General features: G+C 69.9%; 21 protein-coding genes and 1 tRNA gene. 10 read left to right on the forward strand and 12 right to left on the reverse strand.

What is annotated here, in order from left to right; genetic code table 11:
* Window positions 1–43 precede the first annotated feature (43 nt).
* From ACFY8U_RS16430 to ACFY8U_RS16445, 4 genes are all read right to left on the reverse strand, one after another.
* Entirely contained in the window at window positions 44–616 is a 573-nt protein-coding gene (locus ACFY8U_RS16430; RefSeq protein ID WP_389570942.1) for a rhodanese-like domain-containing protein, read from the reverse strand.
* A 96-nt stretch (window positions 617–712) separates the two neighbouring features.
* Window positions 713–1,459 carry a sulfite exporter TauE/SafE family protein gene (locus ACFY8U_RS16435; protein WP_389570497.1) on the reverse strand — a complete coding sequence of 249 codons (747 nt, stop codon included), beginning with the start codon at window positions 1,457–1,459 and terminating at the stop codon, window positions 713–715.
* Window positions 1,456–1,815 (reverse strand): rhodanese-like domain-containing protein, encoded by a 360-nt coding sequence (locus tag ACFY8U_RS16440; protein WP_389570499.1) that lies wholly within the window; start codon window positions 1,813–1,815, stop codon window positions 1,456–1,458. Before ACFY8U_RS16440 ends, ACFY8U_RS16435 begins: the two co-directional genes overlap by 4 nt.
* A 32-nt stretch (window positions 1,816–1,847) precedes the next feature.
* On the reverse strand, window positions 1,848–3,209 hold the full coding sequence (locus ACFY8U_RS16445; protein ID WP_389570502.1) for a rhodanese-like domain-containing protein: 1,362 nt from the start codon (window positions 3,207–3,209) through the stop codon (window positions 1,848–1,850).
* A gap of 157 nt (window positions 3,210–3,366) precedes the next feature.
* Between ACFY8U_RS16445 and ACFY8U_RS16450 the strand changes: the two genes are divergently transcribed.
* On the forward strand, window positions 3,367–3,762 hold the full coding sequence (locus ACFY8U_RS16450; RefSeq protein WP_250763033.1) for a DUF302 domain-containing protein: 396 nt from the start codon (window positions 3,367–3,369) through the stop codon (window positions 3,760–3,762).
* A 228-nt stretch (window positions 3,763–3,990) separates the two neighbouring features.
* Here the strand turns inward: ACFY8U_RS16450 and ACFY8U_RS16455 are convergent, their stop codons facing one another.
* Window positions 3,991–4,182 (reverse strand): hypothetical protein, encoded by a 192-nt coding sequence (locus ACFY8U_RS16455; protein ID WP_389570505.1) that lies wholly within the window; start codon window positions 4,180–4,182, stop codon window positions 3,991–3,993.
* Here ACFY8U_RS16455 and ACFY8U_RS16460 point away from each other — a divergent pair.
* The 3 genes from ACFY8U_RS16460 to ACFY8U_RS16470 all read left to right on the forward strand — a co-directional run bounded on the left by ACFY8U_RS16460 (window position 4,181) and on the right by ACFY8U_RS16470 (window position 7,813).
* Window positions 4,181–6,619, forward strand: coding sequence for a heavy metal translocating P-type ATPase (locus ACFY8U_RS16460; protein WP_389570508.1), 2,439 nt, complete (start codon window positions 4,181–4,183; stop codon window positions 6,617–6,619). The two genes, ACFY8U_RS16455 and ACFY8U_RS16460, sit on opposite strands and share 2 nt — an antisense overlap.
* 51 nt (window positions 6,620–6,670) lie before the next feature.
* Window positions 6,671–7,048 carry a DUF6153 family protein gene (locus tag ACFY8U_RS16465; RefSeq protein ID WP_389570511.1) on the forward strand — a complete coding sequence of 126 codons (378 nt, stop codon included), beginning with the start codon at window positions 6,671–6,673 and terminating at the stop codon, window positions 7,046–7,048.
* Window positions 7,049–7,183: 135 nt separating this feature from the next.
* On the forward strand, window positions 7,184–7,813 hold the full coding sequence (locus ACFY8U_RS16470) for a DUF305 domain-containing protein (protein ID WP_389570514.1): 630 nt from the start codon (window positions 7,184–7,186) through the stop codon (window positions 7,811–7,813).
* 125 nt (window positions 7,814–7,938) lie between these two features.
* Here ACFY8U_RS16470 and ACFY8U_RS16475 read toward each other — a convergent pair.
* A tRNA-Gly gene (locus ACFY8U_RS16475) sits at window positions 7,939–8,009 on the reverse strand.
* A 392-nt stretch (window positions 8,010–8,401) separates the two neighbouring features.
* Here ACFY8U_RS16475 and dcd point away from each other — a divergent pair.
* On the forward strand, window positions 8,402–8,977 hold the full coding sequence (gene dcd, locus ACFY8U_RS16480; protein ID WP_030690788.1) for a dCTP deaminase: 576 nt from the start codon (window positions 8,402–8,404) through the stop codon (window positions 8,975–8,977).
* Between the two features lie 5 nt (window positions 8,978–8,982).
* Window positions 8,983–9,480 (forward strand): phosphoribosyltransferase, encoded by a 498-nt coding sequence (locus ACFY8U_RS16485; protein ID WP_352187362.1) that lies wholly within the window; start codon window positions 8,983–8,985, stop codon window positions 9,478–9,480.
* An 89-nt stretch (window positions 9,481–9,569) separates the two neighbouring features.
* Here the strand turns inward: ACFY8U_RS16485 and ACFY8U_RS16490 are convergent, their stop codons facing one another.
* The 4 genes from ACFY8U_RS16490 to ACFY8U_RS16505 form a co-directional block, all read right to left on the reverse strand.
* Complete coding sequence (locus ACFY8U_RS16490; protein ID WP_389570517.1) at window positions 9,570–10,421, reverse strand: Yip1 family protein; 852 nt, start codon at window positions 10,419–10,421, stop codon at window positions 9,570–9,572.
* Between the two features lie 448 nt (window positions 10,422–10,869).
* Window positions 10,870–11,106 carry a hypothetical protein gene (locus ACFY8U_RS16495; RefSeq protein WP_389570520.1) on the reverse strand — a complete coding sequence of 79 codons (237 nt, stop codon included), beginning with the start codon at window positions 11,104–11,106 and terminating at the stop codon, window positions 10,870–10,872.
* 88 nt (window positions 11,107–11,194) lie between these two features.
* The gene (locus ACFY8U_RS16500) at window positions 11,195–13,450 is read right to left on the reverse strand and encodes a (Fe-S)-binding protein (protein ID WP_389570523.1); all 2,256 of its coding nucleotides are present in this window, start codon (window positions 13,448–13,450) and stop codon (window positions 11,195–11,197) included.
* Between the two features lie 153 nt (window positions 13,451–13,603).
* Window positions 13,604–14,122, reverse strand: a complete 519-nt coding sequence (locus ACFY8U_RS16505) for a sugar transferase (RefSeq protein WP_389570526.1) — start codon at window positions 14,120–14,122, stop codon at window positions 13,604–13,606.
* Between the two features lie 259 nt (window positions 14,123–14,381).
* Between ACFY8U_RS16505 and dnaK the strand changes: the two genes are divergently transcribed.
* From dnaK to ACFY8U_RS16525, 4 genes are read left to right on the forward strand one after another with little or no spacing between them, the layout of a single operon-like run.
* The gene (gene dnaK / locus ACFY8U_RS16510; RefSeq protein ID WP_389570529.1) at window positions 14,382–16,226 is read left to right on the forward strand and encodes a molecular chaperone DnaK; all 1,845 of its coding nucleotides are present in this window, start codon (window positions 14,382–14,384) and stop codon (window positions 16,224–16,226) included.
* Window positions 16,226–16,870 carry a nucleotide exchange factor GrpE gene (gene grpE / locus ACFY8U_RS16515; protein ID WP_361441882.1) on the forward strand — a complete coding sequence of 215 codons (645 nt, stop codon included), beginning with the start codon at window positions 16,226–16,228 and terminating at the stop codon, window positions 16,868–16,870. The genes dnaK and grpE overlap by 1 nt, the downstream gene beginning before the upstream one ends.
* Window positions 16,871–16,900: 30 nt before the next feature.
* On the forward strand, window positions 16,901–18,091 hold the full coding sequence (gene dnaJ, locus ACFY8U_RS16520; protein ID WP_361441885.1) for a molecular chaperone DnaJ: 1,191 nt from the start codon (window positions 16,901–16,903) through the stop codon (window positions 18,089–18,091).
* Between the two features lie 4 nt (window positions 18,092–18,095).
* Window positions 18,096–18,548, forward strand: coding sequence for a heat shock protein transcriptional repressor HspR (locus ACFY8U_RS16525; RefSeq protein WP_361441888.1), 453 nt, complete (start codon window positions 18,096–18,098; stop codon window positions 18,546–18,548).
* A 142-nt stretch (window positions 18,549–18,690) separates the two neighbouring features.
* Here the strand turns inward: ACFY8U_RS16525 and ACFY8U_RS16530 are convergent, their stop codons facing one another.
* Both ACFY8U_RS16530 and ACFY8U_RS16535 read right to left on the reverse strand, forming a co-directional pair.
* On the reverse strand, window positions 18,691–19,164 hold the full coding sequence (locus ACFY8U_RS16530) for a hypothetical protein (protein ID WP_389570534.1): 474 nt from the start codon (window positions 19,162–19,164) through the stop codon (window positions 18,691–18,693).
* Between the two features lie 2 nt (window positions 19,165–19,166).
* On the reverse strand, window positions 19,167–20,147 hold the full coding sequence (locus ACFY8U_RS16535) for a helix-turn-helix transcriptional regulator (protein WP_361681294.1): 981 nt from the start codon (window positions 20,145–20,147) through the stop codon (window positions 19,167–19,169).
* Between the last annotated feature and the right edge of the window lie 123 nt (window positions 20,148–20,270).

Consider the following 20,270-nt stretch of genomic DNA (forward strand, 5'->3'; position numbering starts at 1 on the left):
TTCTCCCATCATGGTACCCCAGGGGGTATATCAGTCTCTGGGATCAGTGGTTGCGGAGGGCGTCGAGGGTGGCTTCCAGGTCGCCCTGGTGAGGACGGTTGTGGGGGAGCTTCGCGAGCAGGGCGGCCATGCCGCAGGTGTTGGTGAGGGAGGAGAAGACCAGGCCGCCGGCAACGCCCGCGGAGGCGAGGCGGAACGCGGGGCGCAGGCGGCCCAGTGCGAGGCCGGTCAGGACGACGGCGCCGGCGGTGAGACGGACCTGGCGTTCCATGCTCCAGGTGGAGCGGGTGCCGCCTTCGGGGTGGTGGAGGGTGTGGCCGCCGGCGGCCCAGGCTCCGGTGCCGCCCGCCAGGGTGGCGGTGGTGATGCCGTTGTCGGCGAGGGTGTCGCAGGCTTTCTCGGAGCGGGCGCCGGAGGCGCAGACGACGAGGATGTCTCCGCGGGCGGCGGCCGCGCGGATGTCGGGCAGCGCGAGGCTGAGGCGGTCGAGGGGGACGTTGAGGGCGCCCGGCAGGTGGCCGGTGGCGTATTCGCCGGGGGTGCGGACGTCCAGGACGATCAGTTCGTGCAGGCGGCTGCTGGCCTGGTGGGCGTCGAGGGTGCGGGGGTGGGTCATGGTGCGGGTTCCGTCCTTGGTGGGGGTCTTGGCCTCCTCCGCTCGGTACCCCTGGGGCATCGCTGAAGGTGACCGGTGAAAGGGGATGTCGCCGGGTCAGTTGATGGCGTCGACGAGCATGAGGGCGGCGACGGCCAGGAGTACGGCCGCGAAGGTCCGCTGGAGTGTGGTTCCGGAGATCTTGGCGGCGAGGCGCTTGCCGTCCCAGGCCCCGAGGATCGCGGCGCCGGTGAAGGGAGCGATGACCGTCCAGTGCAGGGGGGCGTGTGTGCCGGCGCGGGCTGCGAGCGCGGCGAGGGAGTTGACGGTGATGACCAGGAGGCTGGTGCCGACCGCCGCGCGCATGCGCAGGCCCACGGCGCCTACGAGGGCGGGGACGGCGAGGAACCCTCCGCCCACGCCGAGGAAGCCGGTGACCGTGCCGAGTCCGGCGCCCGCTCCGGCGGCCCGCGCGGGCCGGACGGGTCGGCGCTGCGGGTCGGCGGGCGGGGTTCTGAACATGGCGAGTGCGGCGAGGGTCGCTATGGCGGCGAACGCCGTGGTCAGCACTGCCTCGGGCAGGTGGGCGGCGAGGGTGCCAGCGGCGATGGCGGGCAGGATTCCTGCCGCCGCGAAGAGGGTGCCGGTCTTCCAACGCACGTTGCCGGAGACCGCGTGGGCGTAGAGGGCGGTGGCGGAGGTGGCGGTGACGATGATCAGGGACGCGGTGGTGGCGGCGGCCGGAGTGAAGCCGAGGAGGTAGATCAGGGCGGGGACGGCCAGGACGCTGCCGCCTCCACCGAGAGCCCCGAGGGCCAGTCCGATGACAGCCCCGGTGACGAGGGCGAGTATGAGCGTGCTCACGTGATCCGGCCGCTGCTTCCGCGCGCGTCGACGACCGGCAGTCCGGCGTCCGCCCAGGCGTTCATACCGCCTTTGACGTCGATAGCCTCGATGCCGCGTCCGGTCAGCAGTTTCGCGGCCTGTTGTGAACGGTGCCCGGAGCGGCAGATCACCACCAGCGGCCGCCCCTGAGCGGCTGCGGGCAGGGCTGCGCCGGTCGCTAGGCGGGAGAGTGGCGCGTGTACGGCGTCGGGGGCGTGTCCGGCGTTCCACTCGACCTGTTCGCGCACGTCGAGGAGTACGGCGTCACCGTTGGTGGCGCGCTGGTGGGCCTGGGGCGGGGTGAGACGGGCGGTGCCGCGTCGGAAGAGGAACATCCGACTTCCTTCTCTTTGTCGGTGGCGGTGGTTCAGCTGCCGGTCGTCAGTGGCAGGCCGGCTTCCGTGGCAGCGTCGAAGGAGTCGTCGACCGCGACGACGTCGCGGCCCGCGGCGTCCAGCAGGGAGGCCGCGATGGCCGCGCGCATCCCGCCCGCGCAGTGCACCCACACCGTCCCGGCGGGCACGTCGGCCAGGCGCTGGTGCAGGTGGTGGATGGGGATGTGGACGGAGTCCTCGATCCAGCCGTTGGCGCGCTCGGAGTCGCGGCGTACGTCCAGGACCACGTCCGGGCGGGGCGTCTGGGCGGCCAGGTCGGCGAAGGTGGCACGGGGGAAGGAGCGCGGGGTGTGGCCGTCCGGCATCCAGTTCCCGGGAGTGCCGGTGGCGGCCGCGGCGGGTCGGTCGATGCCGACGCGGACCAGTTCGCGCTGGGCGGCGGCGAGCTGGGCGGGGGACTCGGCGAGGAGGGTGACGGGCTTGCCCCAGGGGATCATCCACGCGAGGTAGGTGGCGATCTTTCCCTCCGCCTCGAAGTTGAACGATCCCGCGACGTGGCCCTCGGCGAACGCGATCCGATTGCGCAGGTCCACCACCCACTCCCCGGCGGCCAGCCGCTCCGCGATGTCGGCCGCGTCGGTCAGGGGCGGCGTGCTCAGGTCCACGGGCCGGGGGCCGGCGGCATTGGCCGGGCCCATGTGGGCGTAGTAGGCGGGTACGTCCTCCAGGTCGGCCAGCAGGTTGGCGACGAAGGAGTCGACGTCCTTGACGAGTGCGTCGTTGGCGGTCTTCTCCTTGCCGATCGTGGTGGCGTCGCCCTCGGCCTGAGAGGACGAGCAGAAGCTGCCGAAGCCGTGGGTGGGCAGTACCGGCGTCTCGTCGGGGAGCTCGGCGGCCAGGCGGCGGGCGGAGGCGTGCTGGGCCCGGGCCAACTGTTCGGTCAGCCGGGGCTCCACCAGGTCCGGGCGGCCGACCGAGCCGATCAGCAGCGACCCGCCGGTGAAGACCGCCGCCACCGACCTGTGCTCCTCCAGTACGTAGGAGGTGTGGTGCGGGGTGTGTCCGGGGGTTGCCAGCGCCCGCAGCGTGATGCCCTCGTCCACGCTCACCGTGTCGCCGTCGGCGACGGGCGTGCGGGCGAAGGAGACACGGGCGGCGAAGGGCACCAGGTAGGCGGCGCCGGTCAGGCGGGCCAGGTCGAGGCCACCGGTGACGTAGTCGTTGTGGACGTGGGTCTCCACCACATGGGAGATCCGCACTCCCCGCGCGGCGGCCGCCGCCAGGACCCGGTCGATGTCGCGGGGCGGGTCGACCGCCACTGCGGTGCGCGCGCCTCCCGCCAGGTAGCTGCGGTTTCCGAGGCTCTCGGTCTCGATGGTGTCGATGAAGAACACGCGGTTGCTCCGTTCGGCTGGACATTACCCCCGGGGGTATATTTCGAGCCTAACACGGGTACCCCAGGGGGTATTTTTGGCGGCGGGGACAGAACCCGTCATACGGGGCACATGCCCGGACCCTCCCGCCCACGCACTCGACGAAAGGGATGACGCCGTGCGCTACGACCGGACCGTCCACTGCACCACCGACTTCGCCACCACCGTCGCCGCCGTCCGCGACGCCCTGGCTTCGCAGGGTTTCGGCATCCTCACCGAGATCGACGTCACCGCCACCTTGAAGGCCAAGCTCGGCCACGACATGGAGGACTATCTGATCCTCGGAGCCTGCAACCCGCCCCTCGCCCGCCGGGCTCTGGACGCCGACCGCACCATCGGCCTCCTCCTGCCCTGCAACGTCGTGGTCCGCGCCGACGGGGACCGCACCGCCGTCCAGGCGCTGGACCCCGGCGTCATGGTCACCCTCACGGGACTTCCCGCCCTCCAGGAAGTCGCCGACGAGGCCACCCGCCGCCTCGACGCCGCCCTGAGCACCCTCGACGCCGTCGGCTGACCGACCCGCCCCGGGTTGGACGAGCCCCCGGAGTGCCGCTGCCCCGCAGCGCGCTCAGGTGAGAGGGGCGCGGCTCTTCGAGGGCGCAAGGTTCGGGATCTGGGTGGGGGAGGTCGCGGTGGTCCTGGGAACGGTGGTTGTCACTGGAGCGGCAGGGAGAATCCGTTCCGTGGTGCGGGCAGCGCTGTGGCACGCGGCGGCCAGGGTGGGTTCCGCGCGACCGCGCTTTCACTGCGACGGGAAGCGGCCGACGAGGAGGTGCACACGGCCGATCTGCGCCATGCGCCAGCCGTTGTGCTCGACCCGCTTTCCAAGTGCCTGCTTGCTCTGCCGTTGCGGGGCGGTCGCGACGGCCACAGGCTGCTGGTAGGCGCCCTGGTCGAGTTGGGCGGCTGTGGGATCGGGGAGGTGAACGGGCATGCGGCACCCGCTGGATCCCGAGCCGCGCAAGGGCGGCAAGGAGCGCAGCACGGTGGTGCTCGACGTGCGGGGCCTGATCCGAGCCACTCAGCAGAACACGGTCGCTACCGTGCTGGGCCGGCGGCCAGGTGTGCTGGACGTCGAGGTGAACGCCGTCGCGCAGTCGGCCACGGTCGTCTTCGACCCGAGCCGGACCTCCCTGGCCGAGCTGCGAGGCTGGGTCACCGAGTGCGGCTACCACTGCGCGGGCCAGTCGGTGCCGTCCCACATCTGCGACCCGATGGACGAGCCGGATCCGCCCGGAGGGGTGGAAGCGACCGAAGCCGTACCGCCGGCGCACGCGGGGCACGGCCCGGAGAGCGGGCCGCCGCCCGACGAGGAGGCGGGCGACGACGGTCATGGCGGCCATGCGGGGATGTCGATGGCGGCCATGGTGGCCGACATGCGCAACCGCTTCCTCGTCGCGGCGGTCTTCTCGATTCCGATCGTGGTCTGGTCCCCGATCGGCGAGGAGGTCTTCGGATGGCACGCACCCGTGCCGTTCGGGCTCAGGCAGGACGTGTGGGCGCTCCTGCTGAGCCTGCCGGTGATCTTCTACTCGTGCTCGATCTTCTTCGTCGGCGCCGTCCGGGCCCTGCGCGCCCGGACCCTGGACATGATGGTGCTGGTCGCGGTCGCCATCGGCGCGGGCTGGCTGTACTCCCTGGTCATCACCCTCACGGGCGGCGGAGAGGTGTTCTACGAGGCGGCCACCGTGCTGGCCTCCTTCGTGCTGCTCGGCCACTGGTTCGAGATGCGCGCCCGCGGCGGCGTCAACGACGCCGTCCGTGCCCTGCTGGACCTCGCCCCGCCCAAGGCGCTCGTCCTGCGGAACGGGGAAGCGGTCGAAGTCGCCACCTCCGAGGTGGTCGTCGGGGACCTGCTGCTCGTCCGCCCCGGGGCCAAGATCCCTGCGGACGGGGTTGTGGAGGACGGCGAGAGCGAGGTCGACGAGTCGACGGTGACCGGGGAGAGCCTGCCGGTGCACAAGGCCCCGGGCGCCGCCGTGGTCGGTGCCACCCTCAATGCCAACGGGACCCTGCGGGTGCGGGCGGCCAGGGTGGGCGCCGACACCGCCTTGGCCCAGATCGTCAAGCTGGTCCAGGAGGCTCAGAACTCCAAGGCCCCCGGCCAGCGGCTCGCCGACCGGGCCGCGTTCTGGCTGGTCTTCGTCGCCCTCGTCGGCGGCGGACTCACGCTCGCCGTCTGGCTGCTGGCCACCGACCGGCCCTTCAGCAGCGCGATGCTGTTCGCGATCACGGTGGTCGTCATCACCTGCCCCGACGCGCTCGGCCTGGCCACTCCCACCGCGATCATGGTCGGCACCGGCCTGGGGGCCAAGCGTGGGGTCCTGTTCAAGAATGCTATGGCTCTGGAAGCGTCCGCCGGGATTCAGACCGTGGTCATGGACAAGACCGGCACCCTCACCAAGGGCGAACCGGAGGTCACCGAGATCGTCATCGCACCCGACCGCCACGAGGACGAGGTCCTGCGGCTGGTCGCGGCGGTCGAGCGGGAATCCGAGCACCCGCTGGCCGAGGCGGTCGTACGCTACGCCGATTCGCGCGGCGTGAGCCCGGTGCTTGCCCGTCAGTTCGAGAGCGTGCCCGGCCACGGGGCGGCCGCGGTGGTGGACGGCCACCGGGTCGCCGTGGGCAACCGCCGGCTGGCCGAACGCGACGGCGTGTACCTCGGTCCGCTCGCCGTCCGGCGGGACGAGCTGGCCGCCACCGGCCGTACCGTGGTCATCGCCGCCGTCGACGGCCTGGCCGCCGCGCTCATCGCCATCGCTGACGCGCCGCGGGAGACCTCCGCGGCCGCCGTACGCGAACTCCACGCACTCGGTGTCGAGGTCGTCATGCTCACCGGCGACAACCGGGCCACCGCCGAGCGGATCGCACAGCGCCTGGGCATCGACACCGTCATCGCAGAGGTCCTGCCCGGCGACAAGGCAGCCACCGTCGCCGAACTCCAGCGCGGAGGCCGCAAGGTCGCGATGGTCGGCGACGGAGTCAACGACGCACCCGCCCTCGCCCAGGCCGACCTCGGGATCGCCATCGGCGCCGGCACCGACGTCGCCATCGAGACCGCCGACCTCGTCCTGATGCGCTCCGACCCCCTCGACGTCCCCACCGCCCTGCGTATCGGCCGGGGCACCCTGCGCAAGATGCGCCAGAACCTCGGCTGGGCCATCGGCTACAACGCCATCGCCCTGCCCATCGCCGCCGGTGTCTTCGAGCCCGCCACGGGCCTGATCCTCCGCCCCGAGATCGCCGCCCTGTCCATGTCCGGATCCAGCGTCATCGTCGCCGTCAACGCCCTCGCCCTCAAGCGCCTCAACCTGCCCGGCCCGGTCCCTGCGGTCTCCGCTGACAGAGACGACGGCCAGGAGGGGTAGCCGTGCCCAGGCTGTGCTGCGCTAGGTGCGGGGGCGTCCTACGGTTGAAACGTGACCCCTCGCGAGCCCCGCAGGCAGCCGCAGCCCGGGCCGGTGACTCGGCTGGGACCGCTGCTCGTCCTCGCCCTCCTGATCGGGTTGCTCGGCATGCACGGTTTCGGCCCAGCAGCCGCGCAGCCGGAGGCGGGCTTCACGGTGCACGTGTCCCACCACTCGGCGGCCGCCGAGTCGCAGTATCCGTGCGCCGACGACGAGGATCAGGGTTCAGCCCGGGACGCCGGACACGCGGACCAGATGTGCACATCTGCGACCCCGCCCGATGCCCCCGGCATCGCCGCGCCGGATACCGTCCCCCTCACAGGTGTGCCGAGCGGCCTTGTCCACGTTCAGTCTGTGGTGTCGCTCGCACTGGCCTACGAGCCCGCCTAAGGGCGGGCACCACCTTTGCTCGCCGACCTCCAGATCCTGCGGACGTAGGGGCTTCATTTGTGGCGCGCGCCCAATGAGCGCCAGCCACGGAAGGCCGACCCCCACTCTCGCATCCGATCACTGGAGCTCAGCGAAATGAACACGAACCGATCCCGCCGGGCGGCCCTGGCGGCCACCGCGATCGCCGCCGGCCTGGTCCTCGCCGCGTGCGGCAGCGACAACACCACGAACACGGCCGGCACGGCTTCGGCGACCACGACCGCCCCGGCCTCGTCGGATGCCGACCGACACAACCAGGCGGACGTCGCCTTCGCGCAGGGGATGATCCCTCACCACCGCCAGGCCATCCTGATGTCCGACATGGTCGCCGCCCACGGCGCATCCGCCGACGTCAAGGCACTCGCAGAAGAGATCAAGAAGGCGCAGGCCCCGGAGATCGAGACCATGTCCGGCTGGCTCAAGGCGTGGGGTGAAAAGGTCCCCACCGGCGTCGGCATGGACGGCATGGGCCACGGCGATGACGACTCCGGCATGCCCGGGATGATGGACGACCAGGACTTGAACCGGCTGGGCAACGCCAGGGGAAGCGCCTTCGACACCATGTTCCTGACCATGATGATCGAGCACCACGAAGGCGCGATCGACATGGCCAAGACGGAGAAGCTGCAGGGCGCTTACGGCCCCGCCAAGGACCTGGCCGACGACATCATCACTTCCCAGACCGCCGAGATCACCCAGATGCGGCAGATGCTCGAGACCGGCTGACAACTGCCGGCGGGCGATCTTGCTGACCCGCCCATCACGTCATCAGGCCGAGAGAAGCTCACACGACCCCGACAGGTCCGTACGACGACGAAGCCCCAGGTCTCTGACCTGAGGCTTCGTAGTAGAGCGGATGACGGGAATCGAACCCGCGCTATAAGCTTGGGAAGCTCATGTTCTACCATTAAACTACATCCGCCTGGCGGTTCGTTGATCGGTACCGCAGACTCCGACACTGTACCCCATCGCGGAGTCAGGGCGTACCTCCCCGTGACGGAGCGGCGCCTGGAGACCGGGTGCCTCGGCGTTTAATGTGGCTGTCTCGTCCACCACTTGTCGGGGAAGGGACTTGATGGGTTCGATGGAGCGCACCGTCGTTCGTTGTGCCGAAGGGCATGTGTTCAGTACCGCTTCGTTCCCGCTGCAGCAGCTCGGTGCCGGGCGGATCGGGCCAGGGCGGCTCATTCGGTGTCCACGGTGTGCGCGGTTGCGGCATGCCGTGCCCGTGGAGCTCGAGCGGCGCTGATGGCCGGCAGGGCGCGGAGTCTTCCCGATTGGGGCAGGTCCGCGCCCTCTGCGTATCGTGGGGGCGTGCTTCTCTCAGACAAGGACATCCGGGCCGAGATCGACGCCGGACGGGTGCGCATCGACCCGTACGACGAATCCATGGTGCAGCCCTCGAGCATCGACGTGAGGCTTGACCGCTTCTTCCGGGTGTTCGAGAACCACCGCTACCCCCACATCGACCCCGCCGTCGAGCAGCTCGACCTGACGCGTGAGGTCGAGCCCGAGGGTGACGAGGCGTTCATCCTCCACCCCGGTGAGTTCGTGCTCGCCTCGACCTACGAGGTCATCACCCTCCCCGACGACATCGCGTCGCGGCTCGAGGGGAAGAGCTCGCTCGGGCGGCTCGGGCTCGTCACCCACTCCACCGCCGGGTTCATCGACCCCGGCTTCTCCGGGCACGTGACGCTGGAGCTGTCGAACCTCGCCACCCTGCCGATCAAGCTCTGGCCGGGGATGAAGATCGGGCAGCTGTGCATGTTCCGGCTGAGCTCGCCCGCCGAGTTCCCGTACGGCAGCGAGCGGTACGGCTCGCGCTACCAGGGGCAGCGGGGGCCGACGGCCTCCCGTTCGTACATGAACTTCCATCGGACCCAGGTGTGACAGCAATGAGTGACGTACGGGAGAACCTCACCTACGAGGGCTTCGGCCGCGCCATCCGCGAGCTCGCCCAGACCATCGCCGACGACGGCTACGAGCCCGACATCGTGCTCTCCATCGCCCGTGGCGGCGTCTTCGTCGCCGGCGGTCTGGCGTACGCCCTCGACTGCAAGAACATCCACCTGGTGAACGTCGAGTTCTACACCGGCGTGGGGACGACCCTGGAGATGCCGGTCATGCTGGCGCCCGTCCCGAACGCCATCGACTTCAGCGACAAGAAGGTGCTCATCGCCGACGACGTCGCCGACACGGGCAAGACCCTCAAGCTCGTCCACGACTTCTGCGTCGACCACGTCGCCGAGGTCCGCTCCGCCGTCATCTACGAGAAGTCGCACTCGCTCGTGAAGTGCGAGTACGTGTGGAAGAAGACCGACGAGTGGATCAACTTCCCCTGGTCCGTCGAGCCGCCCGTCGTGCGGCGCGAGGGCCAGGTCCTCGACGCCTGACCCGAGGGACGACGCCCGGGGTATGACGAAGGCCCCCACCGCTCGCGGTGGGGGCCTTCCCTCTTCCTACGGCTCTTACGGCGTGTTCCTTACAGCGTGCCCAGCTTGATGATCGACAGCAGCGCGATCAGCTGGATCGCCGACGCTCCCAGCGCCTTCGGCCACGGCAGGTCGTGCGAGCGGCTCACCATCAGCGTGAACAGCGCGCCCGCCGCCAGCCAGGTGGCCCAGCCGAGAACCTGCACCAGGCTGTTCTCGCCGCCGAGGAACATCGCGAAGACCAGCCGGGGCGCGTCCGTGATCGACATGATCAGCATCGACAGGCCCACGGTCGGCTGCCAGCTGCCGTCGCCGCCCAGCTGACGCGCCAGGGTGTGCGTGACCGCGCCCAGGATCAGACCACCGACGACGAAGCCGGCGCCCGTCATCAGTACGTACGGGATCGCCGTCGACAGCGTCGCGCCGATGGCCTCCTCGCGCGCCTGGTCGAAGCCGAAGATCGCCAGCAGCCCGTAGAGGAACGTGACGATCAGCGCCGGGCCCCAGACCGCGTGGTCCCGCATCTGCAGGAACGTCGGCGCCGGGCGCAGCACGATGCCGCTCAGGAGGGCCTTCCAGGGCAGCCGGGGGCCGCTCGGGGCGGCGGCCGCACCGGAGTGGTACGTCGCCGCGTCGCCGTAGGGGTCGTCGTTCACGCTGAACATCTGCGTGTGCCCCGGCGTGTTCGCCGCGTAGTGCTGCTGCTGATGCTGCTGCGCTCCGTGCGGGTCCCCGAAGTACTCCGGCTCCCCGTACCCGCCACCGCCGCCCTGCGGGGCCTGCTGGGGCCACTGCTGCTGCGGGTGGGGCGGCGGGGCCGCGGTGTACCCGTACGGCGCCTGCTGCGGTTGTTGTTGCGGGGGGCGGTTGTCCCGGCCGCGTCCGTTCCTGAATCCAGCCACGCCTTGAACGTACCCGTTTCCGCTGTGTGGGCGCTCCTTTGCCACTGAGCTGTGACATCCCCTAGGGGGCCCCTAGGGGCTTTACGAAGGCGCTCCGTCCTCGGCTCACTGGTACAGGGCCGACGGTCTGCCTCGACATCCGCTCCGTAGCTTTACGGATGTCGCACCGTCACCTCCTGGGCCGAGGGCGCCCCCAAGCCCGCCCCCAAGCCGACCCCCAAGCCCGCCTCCGTCACCACGCCCGACGGGCAGCTCGCCAAGCTCGTCAAGGGTCCCACGGGCCCCGCGTCGTGATCTCCGTGCCCGGCGGGAGGCACCTCGGCACGCTCGGCCTCAGGCACCCCACCGCCACCCACCACGGCTGGACCTACAAGCTCGTCGTCGCCGGCAAGGGGCACGACGCGTTCGTCGTCGTCGACACCCCGAAGCAGGGCGGCAACAGCTGGGTCTACGACTTCCGCGGGCGGCTGATCGAGAAGTACCGGGTCCAGAAGGGTACGAAGTCGACCACCGTCGTGCCGAAGGCCGCCGCGCCGCGGACCGACGTCCCCCGGGGCGCCGTCCCCGAGGGCGCCGTGAAGGCCGGTGCCGAGGACGTCTCCGGCTCCTCCCACGAGGCACCCTCATCGGCGGCGGCGGTGGTCTCGCGGCCCTCGGGGCCGCCGGGCTCGGGTTCGCCCTCCATCACCGCCGCGGACAGCGGCAGGGCTGACGGAACGCAGAAGGGCCGCCCCGCGCATTCTCGCGCCGGGCGGCCCTCCCCTACGTACCTCTTACTCGGCCGAGACCGGCTCCGGGTCGTCCGCCTGGACGTCCTCCGGCTTGGTCTTCACCGAGTCGAGCAGCAGCTGCGCCACGTCCACCACCTGGACGGACTCCTTCGCCTTGCCCTCGTTCTTCTTGCCGTTCACGGAGTCCGTGAGCATGACCAGGCAGAACGGGCAGGCGGTGGAGACGATGTCCGGGTTGAGGGACAGGGCCTCGTCGACGCGCTCGTTGTTGATGCGCTTGCCGATCCGCTCCTCCATCCACATCCGCGCGCCACCGGCGCCACAGCAGAAGCCGCGCTCCTTGTGGCGGTGCATCTCCTGCTGCCGCAGGCCCGGGACGGCCGACATGATCTCGCGCGGGGGCGTGTAGACCTTGTTGTGGCGGCCCAGGTAGCACGGGTCGTGGTACGTGATCAGACCGTCGACCGGCGTCACCGGGATCAGCTTGCCCTCGTCGATGAGGTGCTGGAGCAGCTGCGTGTGGTGGATGACCTCGAACTCGCCGCCCAGCTGCGGGTACTCGTTCGCGATCGTGTTGAAGCAGTGCGGGCAGGTAGCGACGATCTTCTTCGCCGACTTCGGCTTCTTCGTCGACTCGTCCTCGTCGTCCTCGCCGAACGCCATGTTCAGCATCGCGACGTTCTCCTGGCCGAGCTGCTGGAACAGCGGCTCGTTGCCCAGGCGGCGGGGCGAGTCGCCCGTGCACTTCTCCTCGCCGCCCATGATCGCGAACGAGACGCCCGCCATGTGCAGCAGTTCGGCGAAGGCCTTGGTGGTCTTCTTGGCCCGGTCCTCCAGGGCGCCGGCGCAGCCGACCCAGTACAGGTAGTCGACCTCGGTGAGGTCCTCGACGTCCTTGCCGACGATCGGGACCTCGAAGTCGACCTCCTTGGTCCACTCGACGCGCTGCTTCTTCGCCAGGCCCCAGGGGTTGCCCTTCTTCTCCAGGTTCTTGAGCATCGTGCCGGCCTCCGAGGGGAAGGCGGACTCGATCATCACCTGGTAGCGGCGCATGTCGACGATGTGGTCGATGTGCTCGATGTCGACCGGGCACTGCTCGACACAGGCGCCGCAGGTGGTGCAGGACCACAGGACGTCCGGGTCGATGACGCCGTTCTCCTCGGCGGTGCCGATCAGCGGGCGCTCGGCCTCCGCGAGGGCGGCGGCGGGCACACCGGCCAGCTGCTCCTCGGACGCCTGCTCGTTGCCCTCCATGTCCTTGCCGCCGCCGGCCAGCAGGTACGGGGCCTTGGCGTGCGCGTGGTCGCGCAGCGACATGATCAGGAGCTTCGGGGAGAGCGGCTTGCCCGTGTTCCAGGCGGGGCACTGCGACTGGCAGCGACCGCACTCGGTGCAGGTGGAGAAGTCGAGGATGCCCTTCCAGGAGAACTGCTCGACCTGGGAGACACCGAAGACGGCGTCCTCGGCCGGGTCCTCCCAGTCGATCTCCTTGCCCGCGGTCGTCATCGGCTGGAGCGCGCCCAGCGCGGTGGAGCCGTCGGCGTTCCGCTTGAACCAGATGTTCGGGAAGCCGAGGAAGCGGTGCCAGGCGACACCCATGTTGGTGTTCAGCGAGACCGTGATCATCCAGGTGAAGGACGTGACGATCTTGAGCGCCGCGAAGAAGTAGGTGAGGTGCTGGATCGTGCTCAGGTCCAGGCCGTCGAGGAGCGCGATCAGCGGGTACGAGGCGAAGAAGCCCGGCTCCCAGCTCGTCACGTGGTGCTGGACGCCCTCCAGGGCGCGCAGCGTCATGATGCAGAGGCCGACGATCAGGATGACCGCCTCGACGAAGTACGCCTGGCCGGTCTTGGATCCCGCGAAGCGCGACTTGCGGCCCGCCTTGCCCGGGCGGCTCAGCTGCCGGATCACGATGAGGGTCACGATGCCGAGGACGGTCATCAGGCCGAGGAACTCGGTGAAGACCTCGTACGGCAGCCAGTCGCCGATGATCGGGATCAGCCAGTCGGCCTGGAAGAGCTGGCCGAAGGCGTTGACGATCGTGAGCAGCAGCGAGAAGAAGCCCACCGCGACGAACCAGTGCGCCACGCCGACGACACCCCAGCGGTTCATGCGGGTGTGGCCGAGGAACTCCTTGACCAGGGTGATGGTGCGCTGTGTGGGGTCGCCGGTGCGCGTGCCCGCGGGCACGGGCTGGCCGAGCTTCACGAAGCGGTAGATCTGCGCGATGGCGCGGCCGAACAGCGCGACGGCCACCACCGTGATGGCGATCGACACGATGATCGCGGCGAGTTGCATGAGGGGCTCCTCGGGCGGGCCTGCGAGGCGGAGCGCCTGCACTCCCCAGTGTGGCGGAGTCCGGCGCTACTAAGCGGTAACTTATTCAGTCCGTGCTGAGATTACCCCGTCACGGCTCCGCGCTGTAGCGGCGCCTGCGGTGATCTGTGTCGCTCAGGCAAGCCTTGCCGACCGGGTTTCCCCCGTCGTGGAAGCGCTCGCCCCGCGACGCCTGCGGACTGCTGGAAGCGTACGCGCCAGGATGGCCAGATCCATCCCGAGCCAGTGATGGTCCACATAGTGGAGGTCGAGGAGCTCACGTTCCTCCCAGGGAAGATCCGAGCGTCCGCTGATCTGCCACAGCCCTGTCATCCCCGGCCGTACGGTCAGCCTCCGGCGGGACTCGCCCACGCATTCGCGGTGTCCGGGAGTGAGCGGGCAGGGTCCGACGAGCGACATCTCGCCGCGTACGACATGGACCAGTTGGGGGAGTCCGGCCAGCGGACCCTTCGTGCGGAACGTGCGCATCGTGAAGGCCTGTCCGCCCCGGCCCGCGACGGTCCGGCGGCGCATCACCCCGCCTGCTCCGGCCGTCGCGAGTGCGAGGGGGAGGGCGACGGCGGCGAAGAGAGGGGAGAGGGCGGCCAGCAGGGCGAGTCCGCCGAAGAGGTCGAGTGCGCGCTTGGCCGTCATTCCCCACACCCTTTCGAGTGACATTCATGGGATATTCGTGGGATACGCCCGGTTTGCCCGGCAGGGGCATCCCGGACTCTCTCATGACGAAGGGCCCAGAACCGGGGAATGACGCGCCCTGGCGGGCCTCTCGGCGCCTCTTTGAGCGACTCTCAGGGTGAAGAGTTGAGTCGCCCCCGCTCAGGTCTGTTGACGGGTCGGGGATCGTCATGCATCCTTGAGTCAGATCCACTCAAGTCAGTCAGCTGGAGGAATTGAAATGGCACGTGCGGTCGGCATCGACCTGGGCACGACTAACTCCGTCGTCAGCGTTCTGGAAGGCGGCGAGCCCACCGTCATCACCAACGCCGAGGGCGCCAGGACCACGCCGTCCGTCGTCGCTTTCGCGAAGAACGGTGAGGTGCTCGTCGGCGAGGTCGCCAAGCGCCAGGCGGTCACCAACGTCGACAGGACCATCCGGTCGGTCAAGCGCCACATGGGCACCGACTGGAAGATCGAGATCGACGGCAAGAACTTCAACCCGCAGCAGATGAGCGCCTTCATCCTGCAGAAGCTGAAGCGCGACGCCGAGGCGTACCTGGGTGAGAAGGTCGTCGACGCGGTCATCACCGTCCCGGCGTACTTCAACGACTCCGAGCGTCAGGCCACCAAGGAGGCCGGTGAGATCGCGGGCCTCAACGTCCTGCGTATCGTCAACGAGCCGACCGCGGCCGCCCTGGCCTACGGCCTGGACAAGGACGACCAGACGATCCTCGTCTTCGACCTCGGTGGCGGCACGTTCGACGTGTCCCTCCTGGAGATCGGTGACGGCGTCGTCGAGGTGAAGGCGACCAACGGTGACAACCACCTCGGTGGTGACGACTGGGACCAGCGTGTCGTCGACTACCTGGTGAAGCAGTTCGCCAACGGCCACGGCGTCGACCTGGCCAAGGACAAGATGGCTCTCCAGCGTCTCCGCGAGGCCGCGGAGAAGGCGAAGATCGAGCTGTCGTCCTCCACCGAGACGTCGATCAACCTGCCGTACATCACGGCCTCCGCCGAGGGTCCGCTGCACCTGGAGGAGAAGCTCACCCGGGCTCAGTTCCAGCAGCTGACGGCCGACCTCCTGGAGCGCTGCAAGACGCCGTTCCACAACGTCATCAAGGACGCGGGCATCAACCTGTCCGAGATCGACCACGTCGTTCTCGTCGGTGGCTCCACCCGTATGCCGGCCGTCGCCGAGCTCGTCAAGGAGCTGACCGGTGGCCAGGAGGCCAACAAGGGTGTGAACCCGGACGAGGTCGTCGCCATCGGTGCCGCCCTGCAGGCCGGTGTGCTGAAGGGTGAGGTCAAGGACGTCCTGCTCCTCGACGTGACCCCGCTGTCGCTTGGTATCGAGACCAAGGGCGGCATCATGACCAAGCTCATCGAGCGCAACACCACGATCCCGACCAAGCGGTCGGAGATCTTCACGACGGCCGAGGACAACCAGCCGTCGGTGCAGATCCAGGTCTACCAGGGTGAGCGCGAGATCGCGGCGTACAACAAGAAGCTCGGCATGTTCGAGCTGACCGGTCTGCCGCCGGCCCCGCGTGGTGTCCCGCAGATCGAGGTCGCCTTCGACATCGACGCCAACGGCATCATGCACGTGACCGCGAAGGACCTGGGCACGGGTAAGGAGCAGAAGATGACCGTCACCGGTGGCTCCTCGCTGCCGAAGGACGAGGTCGACCGGATGCGCCAGGAGGCCGAGCAGTACGCGGACGAGGACCACCGCCGCCGCGAGGCCGCCGAGTCCCGTAACCAGGGCGAGCAGCTCGTCTACCAGACGGAGAAGTTCCTCAAGGACAACGAGGACAAGGTCCCCGGTGAGGTCAAGACCGAGGTCGAGACCGCCGTCGCCGAGCTGAAGGAGAAGCTCAAGGGCGAGGACACCGCGGAGATCCGTACGGCCACCGAGAAGGTCGCGGCCGTCTCCCAGAAGCTCGGCCAGGCCATGTACGCCGACGCGCAGGCCGCGCAGGCCGCCGGCGGCGACGCCCCGCAGGGCGAGGCCAAGGCCGACGACGACGTCGTCGACGCCGAGATCGTCGACGACGAGAAGCCGAAGGGCGGCGCTGCCTGATGACGGAGGAGACCCCGGGTTTCGAGGAGAAGCCCGACGTCCCCTCCGGCGCCGACGACGCCGCCGAGGCCGCCGAGACCCCCTCCGCGGAGGAGGGCTCGGCGGCCCCGGCCGGGGACGCCGCACAGACGGCCGGTCTGACCGCCCAGCTGGACCAGGTCCGCAGCGCGCTCAGCGAGCGCACCGCCGACCTCCAGCGGCTTCAGGCCGAGTACCAGAACTACCGCCGTCGGGTGGAGCGTGACCGTGTCACCGTCAAGGAGATCGCGGTCGCGGGCCTTCTGACGGAGCTGCTGCCCGTGCTCGACGACATCGGCCGGGCCCGGGACCACGGCGAGCTGGTGGGCGGCTTCAAGTCGGTCGCCGAGTCGCTGGAGACGGTGGCCGCCAAGATGGGGCTGCAGCAGTTCGGCAAGGAGGGCGAGCCCTTCGACCCGACGATCCACGAGGCCCTGATGCACAGTTACGCACCGGACGTCACCGAGACGACCTGCGTGGCGATCCTGCAGCCTGGGTACCGGATCGGCGAGCGGACCATCCGGCCCGCGCGCGTGGCGGTGGCCGAGCCCCAGCCCGGGGCGACGCCGGCCGCGAAGGAAGAGAAGTCGGCAGACGAGGAGAGCGGTGGCCCCGAGGAGGGCTGACGCGAAGATCGTCCGAGAGGAGGGACGTCGATGAGCACGAAGGACTTCGTCGAGAAGGACTACTACAAGGTTCTCGGCGTCCCCAAGGACGCCACCGACGCCGAGATCAAGAAGGCGTACCGGAAGCTCGCCCGCGAGAACCACCCGGACGCCAACAAGGGCGACACGAGCGCCGAGGCGCGCTTCAAGGAGATCTCCGAGGCGAACGACGTCCTCGGCGACCCCAAGAAGCGCAAGGAGTACGACGACGCCCGCGCGCTGTTCGGCAACGGCGGCTTCCGGGCCGGCGGTCCGGGCGCGGGCGGCTCGTTCAACTTCGACCTGGGTGACCTCTTCGGCGGCGCCCAGGGGCCCGGTGGCGCGGGCGGGGCCGGCGGCTTCGGCGGCGGCCTCGGCGACGTCTTCGGCGGACTGTTCAACCGGGGCGCGGGCGGCGGCGCGGGGACGCGTACGCAGCCGCGTCGCGGTCAGGACATCGAGTCCGAGGTGACGCTCAGTTTCACCGAGGCCGTGGACGGTGCGACGGTGCCCCTGCGGATGTCCTCCCAGGCGCCCTGCAAGGCCTGTTCGGGCACCGGCGACAAGAACGGCACGCCCCGCGTGTGCCCGACCTGTGTCGGCACCGGCCAGGTCTCGCGCGGCGGCAGCGGCTCGTTCTCGCTCACCGACCCGTGTGTGGACTGCAAGGGGCGCGGTCTGATCGCCGAGACCCCCTGCGAGGTCTGCAAGGGCAGCGGGCGGGCCAAGTCCTCCCGCACCATGCAGGTCCGCATCCCCGCCGGGGTCTCCGACGGGCAGCGGATCCGGCTGCGCGGCAAGGGCGCTCCGGGCGAGCGCGGCGGGCAGAGCGGCGACCTGTACGTCGTCGTGCATGTCGACGCCCACCCGGTCTTCGGCCGCAAGGACGACAACCTCACCGTCACCGTGCCCGTCACGTTCGACGAGGCGGCGCTCGGCGGCGAGATCAAGGTGCCGACGCTGGGCGGCCCGGCGGTGACGCTGAAGCTTCCGGCCGGCACCCCCAACGGCCGGACGATGCGCGCCCGCGGCAAGGGCGCGGTCCGCAAGGACGGCACGCGCGGCGATCTGCTGGTGACGGTGGAGGTCGCGGTGCCCAAGGAGCTCGACGACAAGGCCCGCGAGGCCCTCGAGACGTACCGTCAGGCGACGGCGGGCGAGGACCCCAGGGCAGAGTTGTTCCAGGCCGCGAAGGGAGCTTGACCCGATGGACAGCCGACCGGGACGCAGCCGTAATCCGTACGAACTGACCGACGAGACGCCGGTGTACGTCATCTCGGTCGCGGCCCAGCTGTCGGGCCTGCACCCCCAGACGCTGCGTCAGTACGACCGCCTCGGTCTGGTCTCGCCCGACCGTACGGCGGGCCGGGGCCGGCGCTACTCGGCCCGTGACATCGAACTGCTCCGTACGGTGCAGGCGTTGTCGCAGGACGAGGGCATCAACCTGGCGGGCATCAAGCGCATCATCGAGCTGGAGAACCAGGTCGCGGCGCTCCAGCAGCGTGTCGCCGAGCTGTCGGCGGCCGTCGAGGGCGCGGCGTCGGCGATGCGCCAGCGCGAGGCGCAGGTGCACGCCTCGTACCGGCGCGATCTGGTGCCGTACACCGACGTCCAGCAGGCGAGCGCGCTGGTGGTGTGGCGCCCCAAGCGCCCCGAGTAGTCCCCCTGGTTCCCCGCTCCTTCGGCGAGGCCCCCTCCGGTTCCACGGAGGGGGCCTCTCCGTATGTCCGTACGGCCGGTGTCTGTACGGGCGGTGTCTGTACGGGCGGTGTCCGTACGGCCGGTGTGCGTACCGTCCGGCGTTACGGGATCAGTTCGGCGACGATGTTCGTCGCCGTGTCCCACCAGGGTGCCCCGCCGGTGCCGAAGGCGGCGGCGAGGGCGGTGCCGACGGCCCGGTCCAGCGGCTCGGGTTCCGTGCCGGACGCCCACTCGGCGTCCACGCGGCCGTCCCCGGAGGACTCCAGGGTCCCCAGGGGGCGTCCGTCGCGCAGCAGCCGGCTCTCGACGTACGAACAGGGCACGAGCCGGTAGCGGGTGCCGGAGACCACGGCGTCGACCCGGTACGAGCGCCGCAGGAGCCGCCCCCGGCCGGGCCGGATGCGTGCGGGCGCGCCGTCGACGGTGAGGGTGAGCCGTGCCGCGCGCCGGGTGCCGATGGGGATCAGCGGCTCGGGTTCGTCGCCGGGGGCCCGTACGAGCTCCACGGTGGGCATGTCGTGCCCGGAGACGCGCAGGGTTCCCGAGGGGCCGTCAAGGTCGATCTGTACGTACACGTTCAGTGTTCCTGCTCCAGGATTCCGGACTGGGCGATGAGGTAGCCGAGCTGTGCCCGGCTGCCGCTCCCGAGGGCGGAGGCGAGCTTGGCGATATGGGCCCGGCAGGTCCGGACGTTCATGCCGAGCCGGCGGGCGATGGCCTCGTCGACGTGGCCCTCGACGAGCAGCTTGGCGATGGAGCGCTGGATGCCGCTGATGCCGTCCAGCGGCGGCTGGTAGGTGACCGGGTTGTCCAGGGGGATGGCCTGGAGCCAGAACTGCTCGAAGACGCCCACGAGGTACTCGACGAGCCCGGTGTGGCGCAGCTCCAGGGCGACCTGGCGGTCCCGGCTCGCGGGCACGAAGGCGACCTTGCGGTCCACGATGATGAGCCGGTCGATGATCTCCTCGAGCGTGCGGACCTCGACCTCGGGGCCGATGCGTTCGAGATAGGCCAGGGTGATCGGCTGGTGCCGGGCGGTGTGCTGATAGAGCGTCCGCATCCGGATGCCGCGGCCGAGCAGGGGCCTGACGCGGCGGAGGGCCTCGCCGAAGGTGTGGGCGCTGCGTCCGCTGCCGGGCTGCACGGTCAGCAGCTCGGAGGAGCATTCGGCCACCACGCGGTCCAGGGAGGTGTTGATCCTGGTGAGGCCCTCCAGGACGGTGATCGCGTGCGTGGTGGTGGGGTCCTGCACGCTGACCGACATGAATGGCTCGAACGCGTCGGAGAGTTCGATGCTGAGACGTCTACGCTCCTGGATCTCCTTCTCGATCGGGAGCAGGAGACGGGCCAGAGCGGCCGAGGGGGGAACCGGCCGGAGCCACTGCACGTCGTCAGGGTCGGGCCGCAGGAGATCGAGGTCCATCAGGCAGGGCGTCGACTCGATGTCCGACCGGGCGATACGTCCCGTACGCAGGGCCTCTTTATAGACCCGTGTGCCCGCTTCGCACAGCTCGGCGTGCGTATGAGGATGCCCCGTTTTATCCGGTTCTATTCGCATATGTACACCCCCAGGCTTTTCCGATACAGGAACATGATGCATTGAGCCAGTGGTGGAAACGTGAGGAGTGAGCCATCGTCGTGCCTGCGGGGGAGCAGGAGATACACACCAAGTGAGGTTGCT

The organism is Streptomyces sp. NPDC012508 (assembly GCF_042902595.1).
Taxonomy (GTDB): domain Bacteria; phylum Actinomycetota; class Actinomycetes; order Streptomycetales; family Streptomycetaceae; genus Streptomyces.